At 37.3% G+C, this 23291-nt stretch carries 21 protein-coding genes; 4 read left to right on the forward strand and 17 right to left on the reverse strand.

All coding sequences use genetic code 11. The features are described from left to right. Positions 1–22 precede the first annotated feature (22 nt). Both arsD and OMU_RS02640 read right to left on the reverse strand, forming a co-directional pair. Positions 23–400, reverse strand: coding sequence for an arsenite efflux transporter metallochaperone ArsD (gene arsD, locus OMU_RS02635; RefSeq protein ID WP_016178413.1), 378 nt, complete (start codon positions 398–400; stop codon positions 23–25). After that, positions 378–725, reverse strand: coding sequence for an ArsR/SmtB family transcription factor (locus OMU_RS02640; RefSeq protein ID WP_016178414.1), 348 nt, complete (start codon positions 723–725; stop codon positions 378–380). Before OMU_RS02640 ends, arsD begins: the two co-directional genes overlap by 23 nt. Positions 726–1218: 493 nt before the next feature. On the opposite strand from OMU_RS02640, the gene OMU_RS02645 reads away from it, so the two are divergent. After that, positions 1219–2148 carry a sulfurtransferase gene (locus OMU_RS02645; protein ID WP_016178415.1) on the forward strand — a complete coding sequence of 310 codons (930 nt, stop codon included), beginning with the start codon at positions 1219–1221 and terminating at the stop codon, positions 2146–2148. Further along, the gene (locus OMU_RS02650) at positions 2148–2858 is read left to right on the forward strand and encodes a TVP38/TMEM64 family protein (protein WP_016178416.1); all 711 of its coding nucleotides are present in this window, start codon (positions 2148–2150) and stop codon (positions 2856–2858) included. The genes OMU_RS02645 and OMU_RS02650 overlap by 1 nt, the downstream gene beginning before the upstream one ends. Positions 2859–3365: 507 nt before the next feature. Here OMU_RS02650 and OMU_RS02660 read toward each other — a convergent pair. From OMU_RS02660 to OMU_RS02690, 7 genes are all read right to left on the reverse strand, one after another. Next, positions 3366–4826, reverse strand: a complete 1461-nt coding sequence (locus tag OMU_RS02660) for an SMODS domain-containing nucleotidyltransferase (RefSeq protein WP_016178417.1) — start codon at positions 4824–4826, stop codon at positions 3366–3368. 4 nt (positions 4827–4830) lie between these two features. Continuing rightward, positions 4831–5559 (reverse strand): DUF6602 domain-containing protein, encoded by a 729-nt coding sequence (locus tag OMU_RS02665; protein WP_227132322.1) that lies wholly within the window; start codon positions 5557–5559, stop codon positions 4831–4833. A 253-nt stretch (positions 5560–5812) separates the two neighbouring features. After that, entirely contained in the window at positions 5813–8716 is a 2904-nt protein-coding gene (locus tag OMU_RS02670) for an SIR2 family protein (RefSeq protein ID WP_016178419.1), read from the reverse strand. A 450-nt stretch (positions 8717–9166) separates the two neighbouring features. Then, complete coding sequence (locus OMU_RS23825; protein ID WP_016178420.1) at positions 9167–9886, reverse strand: MFS transporter; 720 nt, start codon at positions 9884–9886, stop codon at positions 9167–9169. Positions 9887–9912: 26 nt separating this feature from the next. Beyond that, on the reverse strand, positions 9913–10512 hold the full coding sequence (locus OMU_RS23830) for an MFS transporter (RefSeq protein ID WP_016178421.1): 600 nt from the start codon (positions 10510–10512) through the stop codon (positions 9913–9915). A 37-nt stretch (positions 10513–10549) separates the two neighbouring features. Further along, a complete protein-coding gene (locus OMU_RS02685) occupies positions 10550–12544 on the reverse strand; it encodes an alpha-L-rhamnosidase-related protein (protein WP_016178422.1) in 1995 nt (664 codons plus the stop codon). Between the two features lie 11 nt (positions 12545–12555). Then, on the reverse strand, positions 12556–13881 hold the full coding sequence (locus OMU_RS02690) for an MFS transporter (protein WP_016178423.1): 1326 nt from the start codon (positions 13879–13881) through the stop codon (positions 12556–12558). 167 nt (positions 13882–14048) lie between these two features. On the opposite strand from OMU_RS02690, the gene OMU_RS02695 reads away from it, so the two are divergent. Next, a complete protein-coding gene (locus OMU_RS02695; protein ID WP_016178424.1) occupies positions 14049–15017 on the forward strand; it encodes an AraC family transcriptional regulator in 969 nt (322 codons plus the stop codon). 261 nt (positions 15018–15278) lie between these two features. Here the strand turns inward: OMU_RS02695 and OMU_RS02700 are convergent, their stop codons facing one another. From OMU_RS02700 to metF, 8 genes are all read right to left on the reverse strand, one after another. Continuing rightward, complete coding sequence (locus OMU_RS02700; protein ID WP_227132317.1) at positions 15279–15554, reverse strand: hypothetical protein; 276 nt, start codon at positions 15552–15554, stop codon at positions 15279–15281. Positions 15555–15644: 90 nt separating this feature from the next. Next, positions 15645–15971: a DUF2922 family protein gene (locus OMU_RS02705; protein ID WP_016178426.1), complete on the reverse strand. Its 327-nt coding sequence runs from the start codon at positions 15969–15971 to the stop codon at positions 15645–15647. A 58-nt stretch (positions 15972–16029) separates the two neighbouring features. Next, positions 16030–16404 carry a hypothetical protein gene (locus OMU_RS02710; RefSeq protein WP_016178427.1) on the reverse strand — a complete coding sequence of 125 codons (375 nt, stop codon included), beginning with the start codon at positions 16402–16404 and terminating at the stop codon, positions 16030–16032. A gap of 509 nt (positions 16405–16913) precedes the next feature. Next, positions 16914–17630 (reverse strand): alpha/beta hydrolase, encoded by a 717-nt coding sequence (locus OMU_RS02715; RefSeq protein WP_016178428.1) that lies wholly within the window; start codon positions 17628–17630, stop codon positions 16914–16916. Positions 17631–17820: 190 nt separating this feature from the next. Further along, entirely contained in the window at positions 17821–18732 is a 912-nt protein-coding gene (locus OMU_RS02720; protein ID WP_016178429.1) for a LysR family transcriptional regulator, read from the reverse strand. A gap of 22 nt (positions 18733–18754) precedes the next feature. Then, positions 18755–19852 carry an aminotransferase class I/II-fold pyridoxal phosphate-dependent enzyme gene (locus OMU_RS02725; protein ID WP_016178430.1) on the reverse strand — a complete coding sequence of 366 codons (1098 nt, stop codon included), beginning with the start codon at positions 19850–19852 and terminating at the stop codon, positions 18755–18757. Then, entirely contained in the window at positions 19803–21056 is a 1254-nt protein-coding gene (locus OMU_RS02730; protein WP_016178431.1) for a MalY/PatB family protein, read from the reverse strand. Before OMU_RS02730 ends, OMU_RS02725 begins: the two co-directional genes overlap by 50 nt. A 286-nt stretch (positions 21057–21342) precedes the next feature. Continuing rightward, positions 21343–22200: a methylenetetrahydrofolate reductase [NAD(P)H] gene (metF, locus tag OMU_RS02735; RefSeq protein ID WP_016178432.1), complete on the reverse strand. Its 858-nt coding sequence runs from the start codon at positions 22198–22200 to the stop codon at positions 21343–21345. Between the two features lie 164 nt (positions 22201–22364). Between metF and OMU_RS02740 the strand changes: the two genes are divergently transcribed. Continuing rightward, complete coding sequence (locus tag OMU_RS02740; RefSeq protein WP_016178433.1) at positions 22365–23288, forward strand: LysR family transcriptional regulator; 924 nt, start codon at positions 22365–22367, stop codon at positions 23286–23288. Positions 23289–23291: the final 3 nt, after the last annotated feature.

Here is a 23291-nt window from a genome sequence, read left to right on the forward strand (position 1 = left end):
TATTCTATTTTAAAGAAGGCTGTTAGCAACAGCCTTCGGACCCACTATTTCCGCCGCAGCAACCGCCTGAATTACCGGCTGGTTGAGTAACAAAATGGACATCACCATATTTTCCAAACTCTTCTAGTGTAGGATATGATCCTTCTTTTACGATTTCGCCGTCTAGTAAAGTCACTGGCAAAATATCATTTCCTTTTTCTTGGAGTAGTTTTAAAATTGTTGGTTGATTCACAAACGCGTCTGGATCGCTCGTTAAATTATGGCGAGAAGCATCCACTGAATCGATCCCTTCAAAAGTTTCAAAAACTGAGGTCACCATTAATAATTCTTCATCCACTGATGGACCACAGACTCCTGTTGAACAGCACATTGCTGGTTCAAATAGTTCCAATTTTTTCATCACTTTTTTCTCCTTTACAATCACAGTTTATTTTTTTACAAATGCAATCATCTTTAGCAGAGAATAATTGCATCATTGAACCCATAAATTGATCGATAAACACATCTGTTAGTTGATAGTGATGCCATGTACCTTCCTTCGTTACAAGAACAACTCCGGCTTTTTCCAATACTTTCATATGATGAGAAAGTGTTGGTTGTGTAAAATCAAAATGATCTAAGATATCACAAGCACACAGACTGCCGCATGACAAAAGATCGATGATTTTCAGCCGTTTAGGATCAGCAAGTGCTTTTAAAGTTTTGGACATATCTTCATAATTCATAATACTATTCCTCCTTACATAGAAACTCATCTATGTTTACAATATAGATGTACATCTATATGTTGTCAAGAGTTTCTGTCTTTTCTATTTCTGATAATCTATTCTTTTATAAAGATTATAATAAGTTAGTATTGTAATAAAGAAAACGTTTTTATATACTTCTACATGAAGACTGCCGTAAAAACAATTGGGGGTGAAGGCAATGTTTGCATTGCATCTATGACAATGAGTAACAAGCAAACTTAGAGTTTCTAAGAATGTAAATGAATCCTTCCCTCCAAATCTCTTCTATTGTTAAATGTGAAATCAATCACTACTAGAGGATTATTCTGGAGAACATACGAATACGTATGTTTCTTTTTTATGCATTAAATTACTGTGAGTGGATGTCTTCCGATTTGGAAGGAATAGTTTTTCATTTATTTTTTTGTTATCGTATTTTTAATTTGTAGGTTGATTTGGATGATCAAATCAATACATTAGGAGGATCATTATGAAAAAAGTTTTAACATTAGCAGTGCTGGCATTTGGTTTAACTATTACGGGTTGTGGAAGCTCAAATGATGCTACAGATGATTCAACAAAAGAAGCAACTAGTCCTAAAACGACTTTTAAGGGAGAATATACTGTTGATGCAGATTACGTGAAGAATAACCTTGATGATATCATTCTGATCGACGCTCGCGGTGATGATGCTGCCAAGAAAGGGACGGTAAAAAAAGCTGTTCCAATGGCTTGGCAATATCTAGCGGATGTGGAAAGTGGTGCTTCTGGTGACGAAAATTGGGGGTTAGTCTTAGAACCTAAAAAGTTGGCTGAGCGTCTTGGTGATAAAGGGATTGATAAAGATAAAGAAGTCGTTCTATTTGCCTCTGCTCAAGATGGCTGGGGTGACGATGGACGGATTGCGTGGGAATTGCTTGCTGCTGGATATAAAGATGTAAAAATGGTTGATGGCGGTTTCTCTGCACTTAAAGATGCCGGAATAAAAACGAATAAAGGCGGAACTGAATTAAAACCTGTAGACGTTGAGATAGATTCTCTGAACCAAGATCATATGATCAAAACAGACGAACTAAAAGCGGATTACGATGAGTATAAAGTTGTCGATGTTCGTGCGGATGAAGAATACAATGGTGAAGTGTTATATGGTGAGGCAAAAGGCGGGCATCTTCCTGGAGCAATCCAAGTTCGATATACTGATATGTTCAATAAGAATGGTACTCTAAAGAGCAATGAGAAATTGACTAAACTATTTGAAGATGCAGGCTTGTCAAAAGATGATAAAATCGTGACTTACTGTACCGCGGGAATCCGTTCAGCCTACACTCAATTAGTGATGGATATGTGTGGATTCAAAAACGTTAAAAACTATGATGGTTCTTTCTATCGTTGGGCTAAAGTAGAAGATGTTGAAAAATAATGAAGAAGCTGAATAAGAAACAACTAGCCAGAATTATACTAATAATCATTGTATTAGTTAGTGTCATTTGTTTCATGTACATCCCTGCTTTCAAATCTAAACTTACTCAAGTGTTGATGCTGTTTCGCTCAATGAGTGTCGAAAGTATCATTGGATATATAAAATCATTTGGTGCTTGGGCAATTCTGATTTCGTTTCTATTAATGATGTTTCAATCAGTTATCGCTCCGTTACCTGCATTTTTGATTACTTTTGCAAATGCAGCGGTATTCGGCTGGTGGCAAGGAGCAATTCTTTCTTGGAGCAGCGCAATGGCGGGAGCGTTACTATGTTTCTATATTGCTCGAATCGCTGGCAGAGATGTTGTAGAGAAAATAAATAAGAATTTTTCCCTACAGAAATTAGATGAATATTTTGACCGATATGGGAAACACACGATTCTTATTTGTCGGTTGTTACCCTTCATTTCTTTTGATTTTATCAGTTATGCTGCTGGGTTGACAGCGATCAAACCGATTCCTTTTTTGGTCGCTACTGGATTAGGACAATTGCCAGCTACGATAGTTTATTCTTATGTAGGAAGTAACTTAACCGGTAATAGCCAAAAGATTATGTTTGGCTTGTTGAGCATGTTCGCTTTGTTTATTGGGATTTATGTAATAAAACAAATCTACAATGAACGTAGAAAAAAAGAATCAGCAAAACCATAGAATGAGAGGGGACTAATTGATTGAATCGGTCCCCCCTTTCGTCATTTCAAACTTCTCTCTATTCACCCTATCATCAAATCTAAAATGCTTAACTACCAAAAAATATCATCATTTATCATACGACACGATTTGATTACTATCATTTTCAATTATTAAATTGACTTTTCTAATTTCTCTAGCTAATATAATACTGAAAGAAGTCAGAAATTCTTTTGACCTAAGTGGAATTTCTGAAGGATTATCCTTTACCTGGAAGGGAACCAGATTATCTGGCGTGATAGTTAGGTCGACTATCAAAAAACTTACTTTCAAAGTCACGGTGCATGACTTCCAATTTCTACTTCTTATTTCATTGCTGACGGTAGTCGTAATGAAGAATTTATATCAAGTTGTTTGAGATACATTTTGTAAGATGGCTTAGAAGATGCCTAGGATATACCTAAAAGAATGCACCAAATTAGGCTGTAAATTTTCTAGATTCTTAGGAAATTTACAGCCTTTTTGTGTTCAATTGTTTTCACTCTTTTGGAAATAATTTTCTTCCAGTAGTTTTAGCGCAATTCTATATGACTCAACAGTATCAGAGTAATCACCTTTAATTATTTTTGCTCTTAATATATCAATTAACCTTTTTCTAAAGTAAGTATTATCAATAATATATTTTACGTCATAATTTGACAGATAAAACCCGTCTTCGACCATAAGACATATAGAATTATAGTATTCTTCTTTTAATTCTAGCGCTTTATACAACGAAGCAAAATAGCTATATTCATATCCTCTAAAACTACTATTTTTCTTTTTTTTAATTGATTCCAAAATCTTAATCATATCCATCCAATATTCTCTGCCCATCCCTTTTATTAACTCGTCAGAGAGATTGTATTTTGCTTCTTGTAAGAAGTCCAAATAAACATCATACTTTATTTCGTCCTCTTTTTTTTGCATACTTTTTTCTCTATTTTCAATTTCCTTTTTTTTATTTTCATAATCCTTGATTTCTACACTTAACTGTTTTGACTTTTCAATAACTTGATTTAATAGCTGATCCATTTGTCTTTTTAGAGAGAAAGAATACTCTTCTCGAACATCTTCTATACTTTTACCACCGCTATTACCTAATATTTTTTCCCAAGCCTCGACAGTGCAATGATTCTCTCTCAAAAACAATAGATCTTGTTGAAGTAATTCTATAAATTTAGAAAAATCATCAAATGTATACTTATCAAATAAATTGTTTTTTGGTAAAACTGGATCGTAAACTGATGGAACTACTTTTTTATCTATATAGACTGTTTTATAATTATCTACTATGTTCTCCATCGTCATTACTAATAAGTTTTCGATATCGTATTTTGATTCACCAAAATTATCAGCAATTATTTTTTCTAAAAGAATTCCTTTTGGTAGTTTTAAATCGCCAACGACTTTTCGTTTTCTCCACCACTTAAAAATTTTAACAATAGGTTTGTATTTTCCTTCGTTTTTCATGTTAATTTCTGTAGACCAAGAAATATGTTTCTTAGGATCAGTTAAATTCCACTCATCCTTTTCATGGTTTCCAATATAAAAATGATCAGCCTCTTTAACGATTGGCACAACATCAATATGATAATTGGCCATCTCAATTCCAATAGATTTAGATTGTAGTTTGACTTCTTTGTATTTACTGTTGTTTTTTAACACACTTTTCAATTCATTCAATACCTGAACTGGAGGCGTATCTCTTGTATAATTTGTTAGAACCACAATATCTACATCTTGATTTTCTTCATTTAAGCTTGGTCGTATCGAAGTATTTTTCGCATATGAACCAGATAAAAATGTATCAATGTGCTTAGTCTTATACTCAATGTGGTTCTTAAGATAATCTCTTAGATTAGACTGTAAACTACTGACATATGACTTTGTTGTTTTGCTTAGTTCGATGTTCGTAAGTAAATTAGTAAAATAACTGGAGTTTCCCATAAATTCAATCCTCTCTTTTCAATTGGATACTATCTAATGAAAAGTCAGCGTACTCTCTTATATCGATAGCTGGGCTGGTGCCAAGTTTATAAAGCTCATCAAGTATAATAAAAAAGAAAGATAAAATGACTTCATCAGAATTAGAATTCACTACATTAACAGTATTGTCATTTTTATCCTTAATAGTTATAAATGAAAAATTGTTAATTGCACAACCTAAATCAATTGCTGGATATTCAGCTAAATATCGGCGAAGATTTTCAAAAGAAATAGAATTTGAAGCTAAAATACCACCGAGTATTTTTGTCAAAGCTCTTGCTGGTACGGTTTTTCCGGCTACAATCATAGGTCTAGAACTTCTATATAGCTTTCTTACCGACTGTATTTTTTTTTGAGCATATTCCAAATACCCTTTATTAATTTCCTGTTTAACTTCAAATACTGCATAAACACTTTCAGAAGTAATAAATTTTTCTCCAACTTCTGTCTCGAAAATTAATGGAGTATAAAGTGAATCATATATTATTACATCTATTTGTTCACTCAAGTTTCCTTTAGAATCAAATATAAACCCTTTATCTACAGCATATTTACTGGGTAAAAAGCTTTTAAAAAAATTGATCCAAGCATTTTCACAATTATCACCTTTAGAAGTGGGATGATTAATATCAGCTTCTAGTTTTGTAATTAATGTTTTTTGCTTATTCTCTAATAAAGATTTAATTGACGTCAAAGTGGGAACCCCTCTCAAATAAATTCTTGCATAAAGTATATCATGGTTTAATCTATTCATATGTTCTGTCTTAGTAAATGTGTCCACAAAAAATCGTTACTCAAATATTAAACGTTTAGTCTTGTATTTGTGTAACGAGCAGTTATTTTAGAAAATGTTACTACTTTTTTTACTAGTTATTAATCAGATTTAAAAACTTTATCTTTTCTTTCCCAATGAAAAGGTAGCAAAGGTTACTTACTAACACTACTACTTATGAGTAGTTCCAAAATTCTTCTTCTGAGGCTATATATTTGAAGAATATTTTCTTCTGCTCTTCTTTTGCATCACCATTGTTAATGTCTTTGATCAAATTTTTTTTGATTTTTTCTTTTCCGTGAATTAAAATTTTCTCTCTGTAGAAATCATTCTTAAATAGGTTTACCCACATATATTCCTTAAAATCAATTTTTGAATAATCAAATGACTCATAATTGAAAATGAAATCAAGAAAAACAGAACTTGTGGTAAAAGGCTTTAAAAATTCAATATTATCCACTGTACCTAACAAATAGAAAACTATGGATTTCTCAATTGTTTCCTTTTCTGGATCAGGAAAACTACTGTATCCTGACTTCCTTTTTTCAATTGTTTGATCAATTAACTGTACAAATTCTCTTTTAACAGACTCATCGATGTGTATAACATCAAGGCGTATTAGATTCAAAAGAACTCCAGAATCCAGAATAATCACATTCTTATTAATCAGAACAGAATATTCTCGTTTCTGCTTCTCAGACATCATTGGGTACATTAAGCCTAAAAAATTAACTCTCTCCCGAGTATGGATCATTTCTAACTCAAGTTGTCTAATAGTGGTCTGTATTTTTTCATTTCTATAAAAAGATTCGTTTTCTTTCAGCTTAGATATCAGCTTAAGAAAATCATGTCCTTCTCGAGCCTCTTTTCCTAATCTCTCTAATAAAAGAACAAAATAGTCAACAGATATTTTCGATCCTTGAGATATAAAATAGTTGATTACCTTAATTAAACTAATTGATATTTTAGGATCAACCCCACGAAAATCATTAAATGTTGGATGGGCCAACATTTCAAAAATCGATGTAAGAATTTGTTTTTTATCGTTTTCATCTACTTCACAATGCATTAAAAGAAAGAAAAAAATAGGAAGTTGCTCAAATAACTTTTTACTCCCTTTTTCCAAACAAAAAATAGTAGATTCACAAAAATTCTTAAAAATATTCGTAACACTTGTTTCTTCATCAAAGGTAATATTTGGGATTTTATGATCTATAATATATTTTTTTATTTCTGAATAATCGGAATAAGAAATAAAAATATTAACATCATCAGCACACCACTCATATTTTTTTAATGGGGTTCCAAATCCAAATAAAATATCTTTTTTCTTTTCGATTTGCTTTTGTGATATTAACAAAGCTTTCAAATAGACAGTAAAAAAAACTTTTGTTTCAAGGTATGAGTCTATTAGAACTCCATTTTTCCGAATGAACAGAAAGTGGTGATAAGCAATTGTTTGGATTTCAGGCAAATCCCCAAACTCTTTATTAGTATGTGCGTATGGGTTTTCATAATAATTTTCTGTTTTAAGTAATAAATCTTCCATTTTCTTGAATTTCTGAATGTCATAACCACTTTGAACTATTTTATATAAGTAATCATAGGCCAGCTTTTCCTTTTTTGATAACATTTCATAGTATCTAATTACTTCATGCTTTGAATATCCTTCTCTCATCACCCTTTTTTTGAAAAGAATCTCGTTAAATTTGTAAAGTAGAGTTTCCCATCTCGTTAGTTGATTAATCTCATTTTTTTCCATTTGATAATATTTTTTTAGTTCTCCATCTGAAATATTAATAATCGAGCGATAGTAATTTTTAACTAATTCACTTTCGTCAGAATTAACTAATTGTTTTTCAAGCTCTTCATATTGAAAAGTACAGGCTAAATCATAAAGAATAGATTCATTATCATTCACCCTGTAAATTTCGATCGGTTCAGAAATCCTATCCTTAAAATAATACACAGAATAAATTCCTGCTCTGTTCCAATAATCACAAATCGTTGGGTCATTACTCAGACTCACCCAATTTCTGAACATTCTTTCATCATAAAAACCAATACTACCACTTTCATAATTATCATCCTTAATCCCACTAACTACTTTCAAGTCATCAATATTAATCCAACTCATTGAATCAAAAACAGAATATCTGCCTTTTAAGAAAGCTGCATAATCCGTAAGGCTCATATCTAGATCATCATCTTTTATAATCTGTAAACAAGTATATAATCGTTTTCCTACATCATGCTCTAAGTCAGCGTGCTCAAACCTCTCAATCAATGATTCATCTAAAAATGAGCTGTCAATTATTGAAAGATTTTTGTGTCGCCAGTATTTTAGCTCAAATTCTTCTGGTTTCTGATTTTGAATAATATAATTTTTATGTCTTAAATTTTGAACAGATTCTTTTGAAGATAAGTAATCAATCCAGCTCATAATCTGTTTCAAGTTGTAATCATTTAGAGAATAACCCACGAATAGAAAAACGTGATTTACTAATAGAGATTTAATGAACGTTTCAATCAGTATGTGCTTATTTGAATAGTTTAAGTAGTCATCTTCTCTCAAAACAATGTTTTCTAAGTCGTCTATATCTCCGTGCATTTTTATGATGTAATGTTCCCCTTGGTTTGATAATAGCATTCCATCAGAAGAAACTACTCTATATTGAGAATCGTTCATATCACCTGAGGATTCTAACAGTTTGTCATAATTAGTCGTTATAATGTGATTGGGTAGCATATTGACAATTAGTTTATGCAGTGGATTTGAGAAAAAGTTCTCGTTCTTAAGCTCATGCCCAATGATCTCAAAATACTTTTTGGTGTCCGTATCGTAAACATATTGCGGAATTTTGAGCAGTTCGTCTGAAGAGAACTTATAATTGCCTTTTTCAGAAGATCGACAATATGGACCATAATTGATTTCTTCAGCAAATACTTTAACTAATTCAGACCATGATGGTAATCCCGAGTTAGCGGATACACCAGCACCCACAAATATAACCAAATTATTATTTTCAAGAGCTTCTCGAATTTTCCTAAATTCGGGTAAATATGTTTGCTTGGACATTTCAAAACCTCTTTCTAAGGAAAATATTCTCCTCTTGATTATACCAATGTTCGAATAACTATTACTATCAATTATAAATTAGAAACCTAAAAAGAAAATGCTCGGTAAGATTTGTCAAAGAATATATCTCTTTCTTTTAGTTCACCTTGAAAAGAAAGATGTATTTTTGTCAAACAAGTTAATTTTTTTATACCGATTTTGTACTTTATTTTTTAACAAAATAGACAGCTGTCAGCCATATATTTGAATTTTATTCCGCAAAATAATAAAGTTCAAAGCGAAATAAAGTCAATTCTAAATTTAATGGACTTTATCAAATATTCTTTGGTATGCCAATGATTAGTGATGATTCCTCAAAAGTACAAAAAAATTTACTTATAACAACCAACATTCGTTCTAGCCATATCAAACGAATGTTGGTTGTTTTATGTTCATGCCTTTTCAATCTAATTATGCCATCGGAGAGTTGCTTTTTTCTTTCAAAAGTGACTTTTTCTTAGAGAAAACAAAGCCGTAGTTAAAGACTAGAATGGTCAAAATATACAAAACAAAAGGAATGGCAAAGGTTGAAACAATGATTCCAACAGACGCGCTGTTCAGCTGTTCCTTATTTGCAACATAACCTGTATAAGATAAGACAAATCCAGGGACAGCACCACCTAAAGCCATCGCAAATTTCATGATAAGTGAGTTCAGTGACGCGATTAATCCTGCTGGTTCAAAGCCCAGTTTTTTGCGAACGATATCAACATTATCAGCAGAGATGCTGTACTGCAAAGTGTTCGTAAAGCCTAATCCGAATTGCACCAAGACATAGCCTATCAAAAAGGCAAGCTTTAAATTCTTAAACGCCATTAGAAAGAGCATAGAAATGCTAATTATTACCAGAGCGGCAGTATATAAGTTGATTTTTCCAATTCTTTTAGAAATGCTTGGTACAAGAATCCCAGCACCTAAAGCCCCGAACAAACCAATGAAACTCGCTAAACTTAATAAGCGCGGTTCCTTTATAATATAGCTTAAATAATACAACAGAGAGCCGTTAAAAATATTTGTAGCGGCGGTAATAAAGAGCATACTGATAAAGAGAGTCGCAACTTCTTTAATCTTCAAAATCTTTAGTGCATCTTTGATTGAGTAGTGTTTCTTTTTCGATTTTGAAGGCTCCATGTGTTCAATCACTCGTTCCTTAAGCGTTAAGGTTCCCACAATGGTAAAAAGAAGGCCACTACGATGACAGTTCCAACGATTAAGATCAGATAGCCGGAAATTTTACTGCTATTATTTGCCAGAATTAAAGGAGCGGCGATATTTAACAATGTTGGCCCTACGGTGTAGGAAATCCCTTTAATCGAAGACAATATATTGCGCTCAGATTCTTGAGTTGTCAATACGGGAATCAAGCTGTTTAACGGAATATCCATCAAATCGAAGGTGATGCCTAGCAGAATATAGGAAAAACTGATCGCTAAAATTTTCTGTCCTTCAAAAAGCAATGGAGAAAACCATACTAATAAGTAATTGAGACAACAGATAAGTGAACCTGCGATTAGAATTGGTTTGTACTTTCCGATTTTCGTCCGGGGAAAGCGATCAATCAGAAAACCAAGCAAGGGATCACTTACCCCATCCAACAATCTTGAAATCAAGAACAAGGTACCGACAATGGCGGGATCAATTCCCACGACATCCGTATAAAAGATTAAGAGATAGGTATTCAACAACGTCATGATTGGTATGTTTCCTAAATTCGTTAAAGCAAAACCGATTTTTTCAATTATCCCGATTTTCGTCACTTGTATTTTCCACCTCTCTTCTTCAAAAGCAACAGTATCAATAACTATTCCCGACCAATTCTTTTGGTAAATCGAAGGCATATTCCATATTCGCTTTAAGGACGACATCCGTACCATTTAGCAACATTGTGCCCCCTTCTTTCGTCGAACAAACAACTAGCGTATTTGCTTCTTTTTTAATTCGTATCGACCCTCCTTTTATTGGAAATGTACAATCGATCGCAGAAAAACATTCAAGCTTTGGTTCGACAGAAAAGGTTTGATACCCTGGCGAGGTTGGTCGGATACCTGCAAAATATCTGCCTAACAAATAGATTGGACTAGCTCCCCAAGCGTGACACAAACTTTTGCCAAATGGATCTCCGTACATTTCGTAAACAGCATTCCCCTTTTCATCAGGGATATATTCTTCCCAAAAGGTAACGGCATCCTGCTGGACCATGCCGCCCCAGTAATCACAAATAATGTTAAAGACTCGATCGGTTTGACCTAGCTTACATAATGCGTCTTGTTCAAAAAATTTGAAATAAGGAGTGGTGATTTGAGTAATCTCCTCGTTTAACAGGACGTTTTGTAAGATTTTTTCCGCTTTTAACTTATCCACAAAATCAAATAGAACAGCAAAAATATTGGCGTGTCTTGTAACATGTCGTTTACCCGATTCATAGGAATCAATAAAGGCGCCCTTTTCCTCATCCCAAAAATAAGTCATCAGGTTTCTTTCTAGCTGCTTATACTTAGCTGAATACTCACTCGTGTCTTCACCAACAACTGATCCGCAAACGATCATTGCGTTATAAGCCTTCAGCAGCAATATCTGCTCAGCAGCTAACGTACCTTCCTTATCCATTTCTGACCAATCAATAAAGATCCAGTCTTTTTCTCTTCCATAGATAAAGCCCAACTCGTTAGTTTGAGCTAGTAGATAATCCATCATGGATTTCATTTTTGGATAAATCTGTTTCAAGAATTCTTTGTTACCGGTCATCATGTAATAGTTTTCTACTGCGATAACCCACAATATCGAGTAATCCACAATGGTATTCATATGCTGCTTAATCTCATTTTGCCCACGCAGCGCAAGCATAGTCCTAGTGTTAATGTCCTCATCAAAGAATAAGTATTGATTGATAAAGTAACTTTGATAAGCATCTCCTGACCAAATCCAACGATCTCGTTTGATTCCATCTAAGAAAAACATTCCGCTGCATAAGGTAAAGGTTTCCACTGAAATATTCCAAATACGATTCATTAACTCATTGTCGGAATCAAAGGAAGCTTGATTTTTTAAAGGAATAAACTCATGGATCGCCTCTATTTCAACTTGTTCTGGAGTAGTCTCCGGGATAAACAGGTAACGGAATGCTCGTTTCCGCGGCGTACTATTTGCGTCGGCATTTTCTTCTTTGTAGTAGCACATGTCAATGTCCAATGCTTCCGCATCGGACTCGCCATAGCAAATCGTTATCGGTTTATCTAATGCTAATTTCTTAATGTCTAATGTACCGAAAACTGCTCGTCCGTAGTCGATCAAAACACCACCATTGATTGACGAAACAGTCGCTGCTTGCACCCTTTCCGTATTGAAATAGACGTTATTTGGGTCCTGTTCTTTATCTGTATACAATGTGCTACTGCCAGCAGGCAATTCTTCAACAAAATTACTTGCTGACCAGCCACCATCACTCTTAATTATTTCACCTTCGATATAAGCAGCCGGCAGGCCAGCTGTGTTGCCGACAAACACCCGGATTTTATTTTTCCCTGGTTCACAAAGAATTTTTTTACCAAAAGGAAATTTTTCTCCATTGACTTCAACATAGCCGATACCGATTGCATGAACCACAAAACTCGTTGCCTTTTCCAAGGTGTAATAACGTTTAAACTTTACATTCTTATGACAATCATCCATATTCCAGTAGGCAGGCCAATCATAGCTGCGCTCTTCTCTTGAAAAATTCTGCAATAATCCTTGTCGAATCTCAAAATCTCCCGGATACCATATCCATCTTGCATTTTCTGTTTTTTCCATCGTTATCCCACCTAAACATTGTCAGTATTAAGCTTGTTATCATCAATCGAATCCTCGATTGCTACGACCTTATTTTTCTTTTGAAGACGCATCATCATGATTCCAGCAAAAGTAGCGCACAAGACGATACCGGCAAATCCGTACATTGACGTTTGAATTTTTCCTGGAGTAACTAAAAAGGGTGTTATAAATGCGAATAAACCGCAGCATACTCTAGAAAAGCCATTAATAAATCCTTGGATTGTAGCTCGTACTTCTGTCGGAAATGATTCCTGTGTCCAAACTTTATAGATTGCTTCTCCGGCCATCGGATTTCCAAAGTTATAAAATCCAATGGTGACAGCCAGCATGATAAAACCTGTTCCGCCCCCAATAACCGCCATACTAAGCATCGCCATAAATTGGACAAACGCACCGACGAAAAAGGCCTTATTTCGATACTTACTACCAGAAACAGAAGCAAATAAAATCGTGGTTACCAGCGATACAATATTCAAGACGATACCCAGTCCAGTTGCCTGTGCTTGAGAAGCACCTGCATTTGTTAATGCGTAGGTTTGGAATTGTCCCCACGTATTAGCTAATAAATTCCAGCATACATAGAAAATCAAAATAGCTAAAAAGTACCCTAAGAACTTGTTTTTGTTTTCTCCAAATAGCACAGACTTTATTGAGACTTCCTGTTTTTCCTGAGAGCCGTCTTTAAGTAATTTTTGCCGTTGGAGCCCTTCCTCATGAAATCTCTTGAATTTTTTAGAAACGCTGCGCCAAATCCAAGTGAATAAGGAGAAGGCAAATAATATTGCGAACACTATCCGAGCACCCAATACTCCGCTTACACCAGATAGTAAAAACGAACAGATATAAGAAATAAAAATCCCTACCTGCCAAAAAATCTGGGTAGAAGATACTAATTCCGCAGAGGTCTTTTCATCTGGTGCATCATGTGAAACCACCGTTAAACTAATCGGCAGATCAGCTCCTGACGCCACTCCCATCACTAAGACCCCCGCAAGCAATGCAGCAAAATTTCCTGAAAAAACACAAATCATCGACCCAATCGCATAAAATAAATTAATCCAGTTAAAGGACTTGAATAATCCGAATAAACTTGTAATCTTCCCCGCAAATAATGATCCAAAGGCAATAGCGAAAGTTAAGCCTCCTGAAATAAATCCAACCTGTGAAGTCGTCAACCCCAGCCCTTGCTGCCAAACAGGAATGGTGGCGGAAAGTCCGACAATACAGCCAGAACCTAACATAGAACCAATCCCCGCAGCCGTTGCTAATGGGCTATATTCCTTAACTAAGGACTTGCTTTGTGTACTACTATTCATTTGTTTTAAATCTCCTTTCTTTTTACATCCATATATTAACCGCTTTCACTAGAGGGCTTCAATTTCAAAAAGATAGAATAGTTATAGCCAAAATACAGGTCCTGTGATATTTTGGAACTTTTTAACGGTCAATGAGTATACTTAAGACTGATAGGAGGAGTACGCCAATGGAAGAATTATTGAAGCAGCTGTATGATGAGACAACTGTAGAAGATTTGCAAAAGAAGACTGGAAAAAACATTAATACAATGAATTTGAAATATCATCGTTCGATCGTCCCTGAGATACCTCAGGCTGATTTTTTTAAATACGGAAATATCGCTATAAACAAACATGCGCGGTTTTCATATACACCCGCACATACACACAGCTTTATTGAAATTAACTACGTGCTGAACGGTCAATGCACGCAACGATTAAATGGTGAAAAATTTCTTTTAAAAAAGGATCAATTGGTTATTTTAGATCGCAAAGTAATCCAGCAAATTGATCATGTCGACTCAGAGGATATTCTGATCAATATTTTACTGGACAAAGAATCTATCCAAAATGAAATCATACCGAACCTCCCCGCTTCGAGAAATTTAGTTACGGATTTCTTCTTTCAGGCTGCCAACGCTGAAAATGAGCACAATAATTACATTCTTTTGGATGCATCCAAAAGTGAACTTTCCAAGAAGCTTTTTTTTGCCCTTTTACTGGCTGGGTATAACCGAACCAACGGAGATAAAAGGCTTCTGATCAACTTGCTTTATTGTGCTTTAATGGTTGAAATCTCGTCGATCCCGATTATCAGTACAAACAAGAAATTGACCATTAATGATCCGCTGATTCAAATTTTAAAATATATTAATGATCATTACACAACTATCACATTGAAATCTTTAGGAAAAAAATTTGGATACAACAAAAATTATCTAAGCAATCTGCTTAAGGATAAGACCGGCAGCAGCTTTCAAGAACTGATTGATCAAAAACGCGTTTCCGAAGCAAAACGACTGATGAGTGAAACCGAAGACAGCTTAAGCACGATTGCTATGAAAATTGGCTATAAAAGTGTCCCTTCGATATTCAAATTATTCAAAAAGGAAACAGGCCAAACACCCAATTTTTTCAGAAATGAACATTCAAATTGATTCAGCTTAATATCAGCTAGATGAAGGCTTCGAAGAGCTTTTCATACTTAAAAAATCTCTTCGTTTTGACTGACACGTCTGGTCTATGAAAAATACCATAATTGAGGAAAGGATTAATCCTCGCACATTGTTCAGCAAATTCTCCCACGACGAATAGCCCGCAGCTTTTGCGGGCTTAAAATTTGCGCTCACCTTTTTAAATCGTACACACTTCCGCCTCATCCCAACGTTGGATTTTTTTGATAAGGCGGAAATCGGTACTTATTCTCGTTTGCGCATACGATTAAGCAGACGTTTGCGTTTCTTCTTAGGTTTTGCTGGCGGGGATTCTTTGTTTGCCGACAGGACGGCTTCTTCCGCTGATTCTTCTTCATATTTCGCCGTGATGATCAGCTTCACAGGCGATGCTTGCTCATCTACCGCCAGATCCTCCACGGAGACGCCTGCTGGCAGACTGGATGTAATCATCATCAATGCCTGACTTTCACTAATATCCTGCGGTTCAACACCTAATGGCAGCTGGATGGTTTTGATCAACCAGCCTGGTTTTGGCTGCTCTTCGGTAATGGTGAAATCCTCGGGAAAGCGGATTTGTCCTGTATTTTTGCTATTTTTGACAGACTGCGGCTACGGGTTTTCTTTTGCAACAGTCGCTTCTACAACTGGCTGTGCACCAGCTGTCTCCAGCATGATACTCATTGGATCGTTGGCGGGTTGCTCGGTTTTTTCTCGATCATCAAAGATCGTGCGGACTTCTCGCACGATTACTTTGGCGTGCAAAACTTCTTTGAATAGCGCGACCCCATCTTTTTCAAACAGGCCGATCTTAGTTAATTTGGTTAATGCTGCTTTGACTTGATCCGCGGTTTTGGTGGGATCAAAATGTTTAAATTTTAAATGATGGGATTTGCCAATTCCGTCGGCAAATTCCGCATCTAACGTAATCGTTTTCATTTTTTGGTTTTCTTCCTTTCGTTTTTCGTTTTTTTTACATTGGGAATGGAAATATTCGTCATGATTCCGCGAATCCTGTTAATGGTTCTTCGGTAATTTGATTCAATAATTGTTCAGTTTCTTCAGCGACATAGGTTTGCGCTGGGAATAATTTTGCGGATAATAATTGCCATTCTTTCTTTCCAAAATAATCGGTAAAATAAATATAATAGCGACGCATCGCGGCAGTCGAGCGGGTTTTTAAAAAAATGTAGTTCGCTAATCCGCGTAACACACTCTTGAATTCTGATTCGCAGAGTTCTGCTCTAACTTGCAGCGCAATCAATAGTTCGATGGTGGCCGTGCCATCTTTTGTCTCATGGTAAAACTTGCGAATGCGTTTTTCGATTGTCTGCCGTGACAACGTAAATAGTTTTTTATCGGTAAATGCCATACTCGTGCATTCATTCTCCCCCTTTCGTTTAGAATAGTTCTTTGTTGAGATATCTACACCACTAACATACGCCTATTTCTACGGAATTTACACACCAAAAATTTGATTGCAACTAAAATATAAAAATCCTAATCTAAGGAATACGACAAACACGCACCAAACACCTTCATAAAATAACTTAATTCAAAAATAAATACCCATATTTTTATCTAAAAATATGAAAAAGCCTACGAAATGATTGTATTTTGAATAAAAATAGCCCGTTTAAACACTGAAAGAGCTGATTGAGAGGCATCATTAAAACAGTGTAATTTTTTTTACTTTAAGATGCCTTTCACTTTTGATGTTTATTAGATTTGTCTGCCAAGACATATAGATTGTTCTACTGTTGTATCAAGTTCACAATAATTAGCCAATGAGACGCAGCTAAATAAAATCTGTCAAAATCATGCCTCTTGATTCACTAGATCACCAAAAAGACCGATCAGTTTTCCCGATCGATCCTTTGATTAAACTTCCTTATTTAGCCAAGTAATCAGCCTTTGAGCTACCTGCTCATTTTGATCGCTGATCTCTGATTTTCCATCGCCCTTTTGAGCGCCATACGCACCAAAGCCGCCATGATTTCCACCGATGATTTCTTGATAATCTGTGTCTTTAGGCAAATCCTCTTTGGCTTTTTGATAAGCGTCACGATTCAATACCTCATCCTTCTCTCCAGTCAAGGAGAGTACGGGCAGCTTCTTATCAGCTAGACTTCCCTTTTCATCTGGATAACTGGCTAAGAAAAACACTCCTACTAATCTATCAGAATGCTCCTTGGCAAAACGGCTTGCCATCACACCGCCTAATGAGTGACCTCCCAACACAAAGTCTCGCTTAGGTTGCTGAGAAAGTACCTGCTCCCCACGATTTGGTGCTAAGATCGCCAAGTCCAGCGGCATTTTCAATAGATAAACTGGATAGCCAGCTTTTGCCAGCATTTGAGCCCAGAGACTATAGCTTCCTGGATCGACTAAGGCCCCGGGATAAAAAATGATTATCGGCTTCGATTTGTCCTCAGAAGGAAAATACAGCCAATCCTTGCCTTCTTTTGCCTGTTCCGTCACCTGCTGTGCGGCCTCTGTCGGAGCATAAGTTTGCGTTTTTACATACGCAATTCCGCCGATTATCACGACAACGATTCCGATAAGAACAGTCAGAAGGAGCTTTTTCCATTTCTTCACTGTGATCGTTCCTTTCCTTCGTTGCCATCATATCATTATCCAGCATTTTGGAGCAATTTTTGTGACCCTGCTTTTCTAGTAATTAACGTTCCGACAGCCGCTTACCCACGACTAAAGTCACAGGTGTGCGCGCCTCGCTCAAGCAACTGTGCCGCACCAATGAGCCTTTTTTTATGGAAATTCGGTGCTTTTATTTAGGATCTCTAGCGCTTTTCTGTAATGTTTTCTTCAAATGCTTGAGAAAGTATTCTCCAAATTCTGTCGGCTTGCGCATTTTATTAGAGATCACCACTAAAGAATGAACCTCGGCATCCTTCAATGGACGAAGCACGATTTGCTCCTTAGTTAAGCCGTTGATGATGCCTAAGCCAGAAGCATACGCATCAGATGCACCTAGTAAATTCATCAGAGTTCCACGGTCACTGGTGTAGAAATTGGATTGCTCTTTGGATATGTCAATCGGGTCCTCATCTAAATGGACTGAACCGCTGTCCTCTTGAAAAAAACGGACTTGAGGATAAACCAAAAGATCCTCCTTCGTTATGACTGACTTCCCACTAAGCGGATGGTCCGCACCCAAATAAATATGCGTAGAAAAATTCCCCAGCACCTCAAATTTCAAACTTTCTTGGCTGAAATAACGCTCAAGCAATCGCTTATTTTGCGGATTTAGATACAAAATTCCTAGCTCGCTTTCAAAATCTCGAATGCTTTCAAGAATTCGTTTGGTAGTCGTCTCAATTAAATAGAAATTCCGACAATCCGCTTGAAATTTCTTCGTAACTTTCGCAAAAGGCTCATAAAGAAAGTCATAATGCTGGGAAACCACGGTGAAGCTCTTCTTTGTTCCCAACGAAAAATGGTTTTCCATCTCTTCTACCTGAGCCAAGATTCGTTTGGCATAGATCAAAAAGTCGCTGCCCGCTTCTGTCAAGCAAACACCGGATTTGGAGCGATGGAACAGCTGAATGTCCAGCTCCTTTTCTACCTCCTTAATGGCGCTAGAAAGACTGGGCTGCGTGACGTACAACTCTTTAGCTGCTTGACTAAAGCTTCCGACCTTAGCGATCGTCAGGACGTAACGATATTGCTGTAAATTCATGAATTTCTCCTTTCCATAGTGCTTATTCGTCAAATACCTGGAAGCCGCAAATCAGATCCTTCAATAAATCCTGACTGTCTTCAATCCCAATCGAAAGACGCAATAAATGATCCGTTAGCCCGTAAGATTCCCGTAATTCTTTGGGGATATCCCCATGCGTTTGCGTTATTGGATAGGTGATCAGCGTCTCCACCCCGCCTAAGCTTTCAGCGAAGGTGATCAAATTCAGTCGGTTTAAAAATTCTGGTATCTTGGCTGCATCACGAACACAAAAGCTGATCATCGCGCCAATTCCTGGATAAAGGACCTTCTCAATTGGTGAAATATTCTCTAAAGCTGCTGCAATTTTCTGCGCATTGCGCTCCTGCTGCTCAAAACGGACCTTTAGCGTCTTGAGACTACGAATGAACAGCCAGCTGTCAAAGCTGGATAAGGTTGGACCCGTAGTATTACTGAGCCATGCCAATCTTTGACCAACCTCTGGTTCTTTCGCCACAACGACGCCTGCCAATAAATCATTGTGACCGCTTAAAAATTTGGTTCCTGAATGAACCACAATATCCGCCCCTTCTTTCAAAGGTTGCTGACGCAAGGGAGTTGAAAATGTATTATCTACAATTAACAGTGCATGATATTGATGCGCCAGCTTTGCTGCTTCAGTGATTGAGACCTCCTGCATTAAAGGATTCGTCGGTGTTTCTAAAAAGACGGCTGTGATTTCTTCATTGATTTGACTTTTTAAGCTGTCAAAATCCTCAAAATAATGAAAGACTGACGCATTTTGCCGCTCTAGCTCTTGAAAATAACGATAACTGCCGCCATAGAGATCTCTCGATACTAGAAATTCACTCTTAGCCGGAAAATAATTAAAGACTAGCTGAATCGCGCTCATTCCTGAACTGGTAACGATTGCTTGACTGCCAGCTTCTAAATTTGCCAGTGCTTCTTCTAAAATTGTTCGCGTAGGATTTTTAGTCCGAGTATAGTCATATCCGGTGCTTTGTCCCAACGCTGGATGAGAAAAAGTCGTCGATAAATAAATCGGTGCTGAGACTGCTCCTGTCTGTATGTCACTGCGATTGCCGATCTGCGCTAATTCTGTTGCTGTTTGATAATTCATCTGTGATACCTCCTTTAATGCTGTGATCCACTTCGATTAATCTTTTCACTGCAGCTTCAATATTTTCTGGTTTTGTTGCTAAATTTATACGGATGAATCCTTTAGTCTCCGACGAAAACCAAGCACCATAATCAATGGCTAAACCGGCTTGATCTTGGATGTAATGCTTTATCTCGTATAATTTTGGCAGCCAATTTCTTATGTCTAGCCAAGCTAAATAAGTACCTTGCAGCTCGCTGATCTTAATCTCAGGAATATTTTCTGCTAATCGTCCCCTTAACAGTTGATAGTTTTTCTCCACCACAGCCAGTAAGTCTCGTAGCCACTCATCGCCTGTAGCATAGGCAGTCATTGCAGCTGTCTGACCTAAGGCACTAAGACCGGTATGGCGATGCTGCTTTTCCCATTGTTGATATTTTTTTCGTAGCTTCGGATCAGGCAGCCAGATATGCGCATTCAGTAGTGATGCCAAATTAAAAGTTTTCGACGGCGCGTTGCAGACAATCAGCTGCTCAAAACAATCTAATTCCTCAGCGATCGTTAGTGCAGAAACAAACGAATGACCAGACAAAATCAAATCTGAATGAATTTCATCGGAAATGACCAATACATCATATTTTTGACACAGGGAAAGAACTTCCTTTAGTTCTTCTCTGCGCCAGACGCGTCCAACTGGATTATGCGGGGAGCAAAGAAGAAACAGCTTCACCTCATTTTCCATTAGCTGCCGCTGGAAATGAACCAGATCCATTCGATAGCCGTCCTCTGTTTCTAATAAATTCGATGTGAGCAATTCCCGCTGCTGGTCTTCAATCACATTAAAGAAGGGGTAATAAACAGGCGGCTGAATGAGGATCTGATCGCCTTTTTCGGTAAAGCATTCGATCAAATCGTGAAGCCCCTGTACAACACCCGTCGTAAAATGCAGCCATTCCTTACGAAATCTAGTTTGTTCATGGCGCTCCTGCCAGCTTGCATAAGCAGAAAAATAATCTTCTGGAAGCAAGGAATAGCCAAAGATGCCATGCTCGATCCGTTCCGTTAATGCTGCTTGAACAGTTGTCGGCATAGAAAAATCCATGTCCGCTATCCAAAGCGGCAGCAAGCCTTCAGCACCGTACCGTTCCTTCAAACCATCCCACTTCAAAGAGTCTGTTTGTTTTCTGTTTTGATAAAATGTCTGGACAAAATCTGCAATTTCCATCTGCTCACTCCTTTTTTTGAAAAAAAAAGTCCCTTTGTCAATTGACAAAGGGACGGATTATACCGTGTTACCACCCAAATTCGTATTACAAAAATACCTCGACAGCTCCATAAGAAGCTCGGCGAAATAACGGTCGCAACCGTCTAGCGAGCGTGAACCCGCCAGAACACTCAGAGCTCATCTTCATTGAGTTTGCCATGTCCTCTTTCTCACCAGCCGAGGTCTCTGTATTTAGCAGCGTCAACTACTCTTCTCTTCAACGTTAATTTATTTTATTCTTGAAAAACTAGCGTACCTCGATCTGACCCTTCAATACGTTTTTGGTGTTGTAATAGATATGCTTCGCTACCTCAGCGTTATTCATCGTGTACAGATGAATCCCCGCCACATCCTGTGTCGCCAAGTCAATAATCTGATCGATAGCATACGCCAAGCCAGCTTCTTTAAGAGCGATCGGATCATGCTCGTATTTTTCTAAAATGGCTAAAAACTTGCGCGGAAGCTTAGTATTGGTAGTCTTAATCAAACGCAAGGCCTGCTTCCGATTTACAATCGGCATGATCCCCGCTAAGATCGGAACCTTGATATCCGCCAAGTCACAGGATTCTTGAAATTGATAGAAAAGCTCATTGTCGAAAAACAGCTGGGTGATCAATTGATCGCAGCCGCCAGCAACCTTCCGCCTCAGATTTTTAACATCCTCAATGCGATTTTGCGACTCTGGATGCGTCTCAGGATAACAAGCGCCGCTGATATGAAAATGCGGTGCCTGCTGCTTCACGTAGTCAATCAAATCGCTGGCATAAGTAAAATCCTGTTTAGGCGGCAGCTCTGGAATGATATCCCCTCGCAACGCCAATATCTGATGAATGCCGATTTGATCTAATCGCGTTACTAGTCGCTGAACCTGCGCTTGATCCAAGTAAGCCGCGGGCAAATGCGCGATCGTTGGTACCTGAAGCTCCGTATGGATATAATCGGCTACCCTCAACGTCGTCTCTTCGATGGTTTGACGATTGTTGCTGCAGGTCACACTGATAAAATCAGGCGCTAATTGCTGCAGCTCCTCCAATGTTGTTATGAGCTTCTCCGTTCCAACCTGTGTATTCGGCGGAAACACCTCAAATGATAGCGTGCTGGACATTGGCTGCACTTCCCTTCTATCAGAATTTGTCTAAATTCCTTCGTTTGTTGTGATACGTTACACAATACCACGCTTTTTTCGCCTTGAATAACTGATAAAAGTAATAACTGGTTATAGCTAATAACTATAACCTCCGTTATAATTATAGAAAAAGAGGTGAAGTGATGCGTTTACAACAATTGATCTATTTCGAAAAAATTATTGAAAAAGGCTCAATAAATGAGGCTGCAAAATCTCTGTATCTGACTCAGCCCAGTCTTTCCAATGCGTTGAAGGAGCTCGAGAATGAAATGAAGGTACAGCTGCTAGTTCGCAACAAGCAAGGGATCATCCCTACCGCTGAAGGTCGTGAATTTCTGATCTATGTTCGGCAAATATTGGATCAGGTCAATCTGCTGGAGGAGAAATTTAAGAATGAGCCGCTGCGACGCCAGAATTTTTCAGTATCCGCTCAGCATTATGCCTTTGTGGTCCATGCTTTTGTGGAGCTACTGCGCACCGTCAATGCCGAGGAATATAATTTCACCCTGCGCGAGACCGAAACAGAAAATATTTTCGATGATCTCGCCAGCTTTAAAAGCGAACTAGGTATTCTTTATTTGAATTCCTTTAACCGTCAAGTCATGACCAAGCTGTTCAAAGAAAAAGGCTTAGAGTTCACACCGCTTTTCAATGCCAAGCCGCATGTCTTTGTCAGCCGCACCAATCCCTTAGTCGCTAAAAAATCGCTGAAATTAGCAGATCTCGAGGACTATCCCTATTTATCCTACGAGCAAGGAGAAAACAATTCCTTCTATTTTTCCGAAGAAATTCTAAGCACCTGGGATCGAAAAAAGAACATCAAAATCAGCGACCGCGCAACAATCTTTAACCTGATGGTAGGCTTAAACGGCTATACGATCAGTTCAGGAATCATCAGCAGCGAACTAAACGATGATAAGATTGTCGCGATTCCTCTAGAGTATGAGGATGTCATCACCCTCGGCTGGATCAAACAGCAGCAGCTTGAGCTCAGTCCCTTAGCTCAGTCCTATCTAGAGCTGTTAAAAGAACACATTCGCGGCTATGGGTTTGATATTATTGAATAAAAA

This window comes from Enterococcus avium ATCC 14025 (assembly GCF_000406965.1).
Classification (GTDB): Bacteria; Bacillota; Bacilli; order Lactobacillales; family Enterococcaceae; genus Enterococcus_A; species Enterococcus_A avium.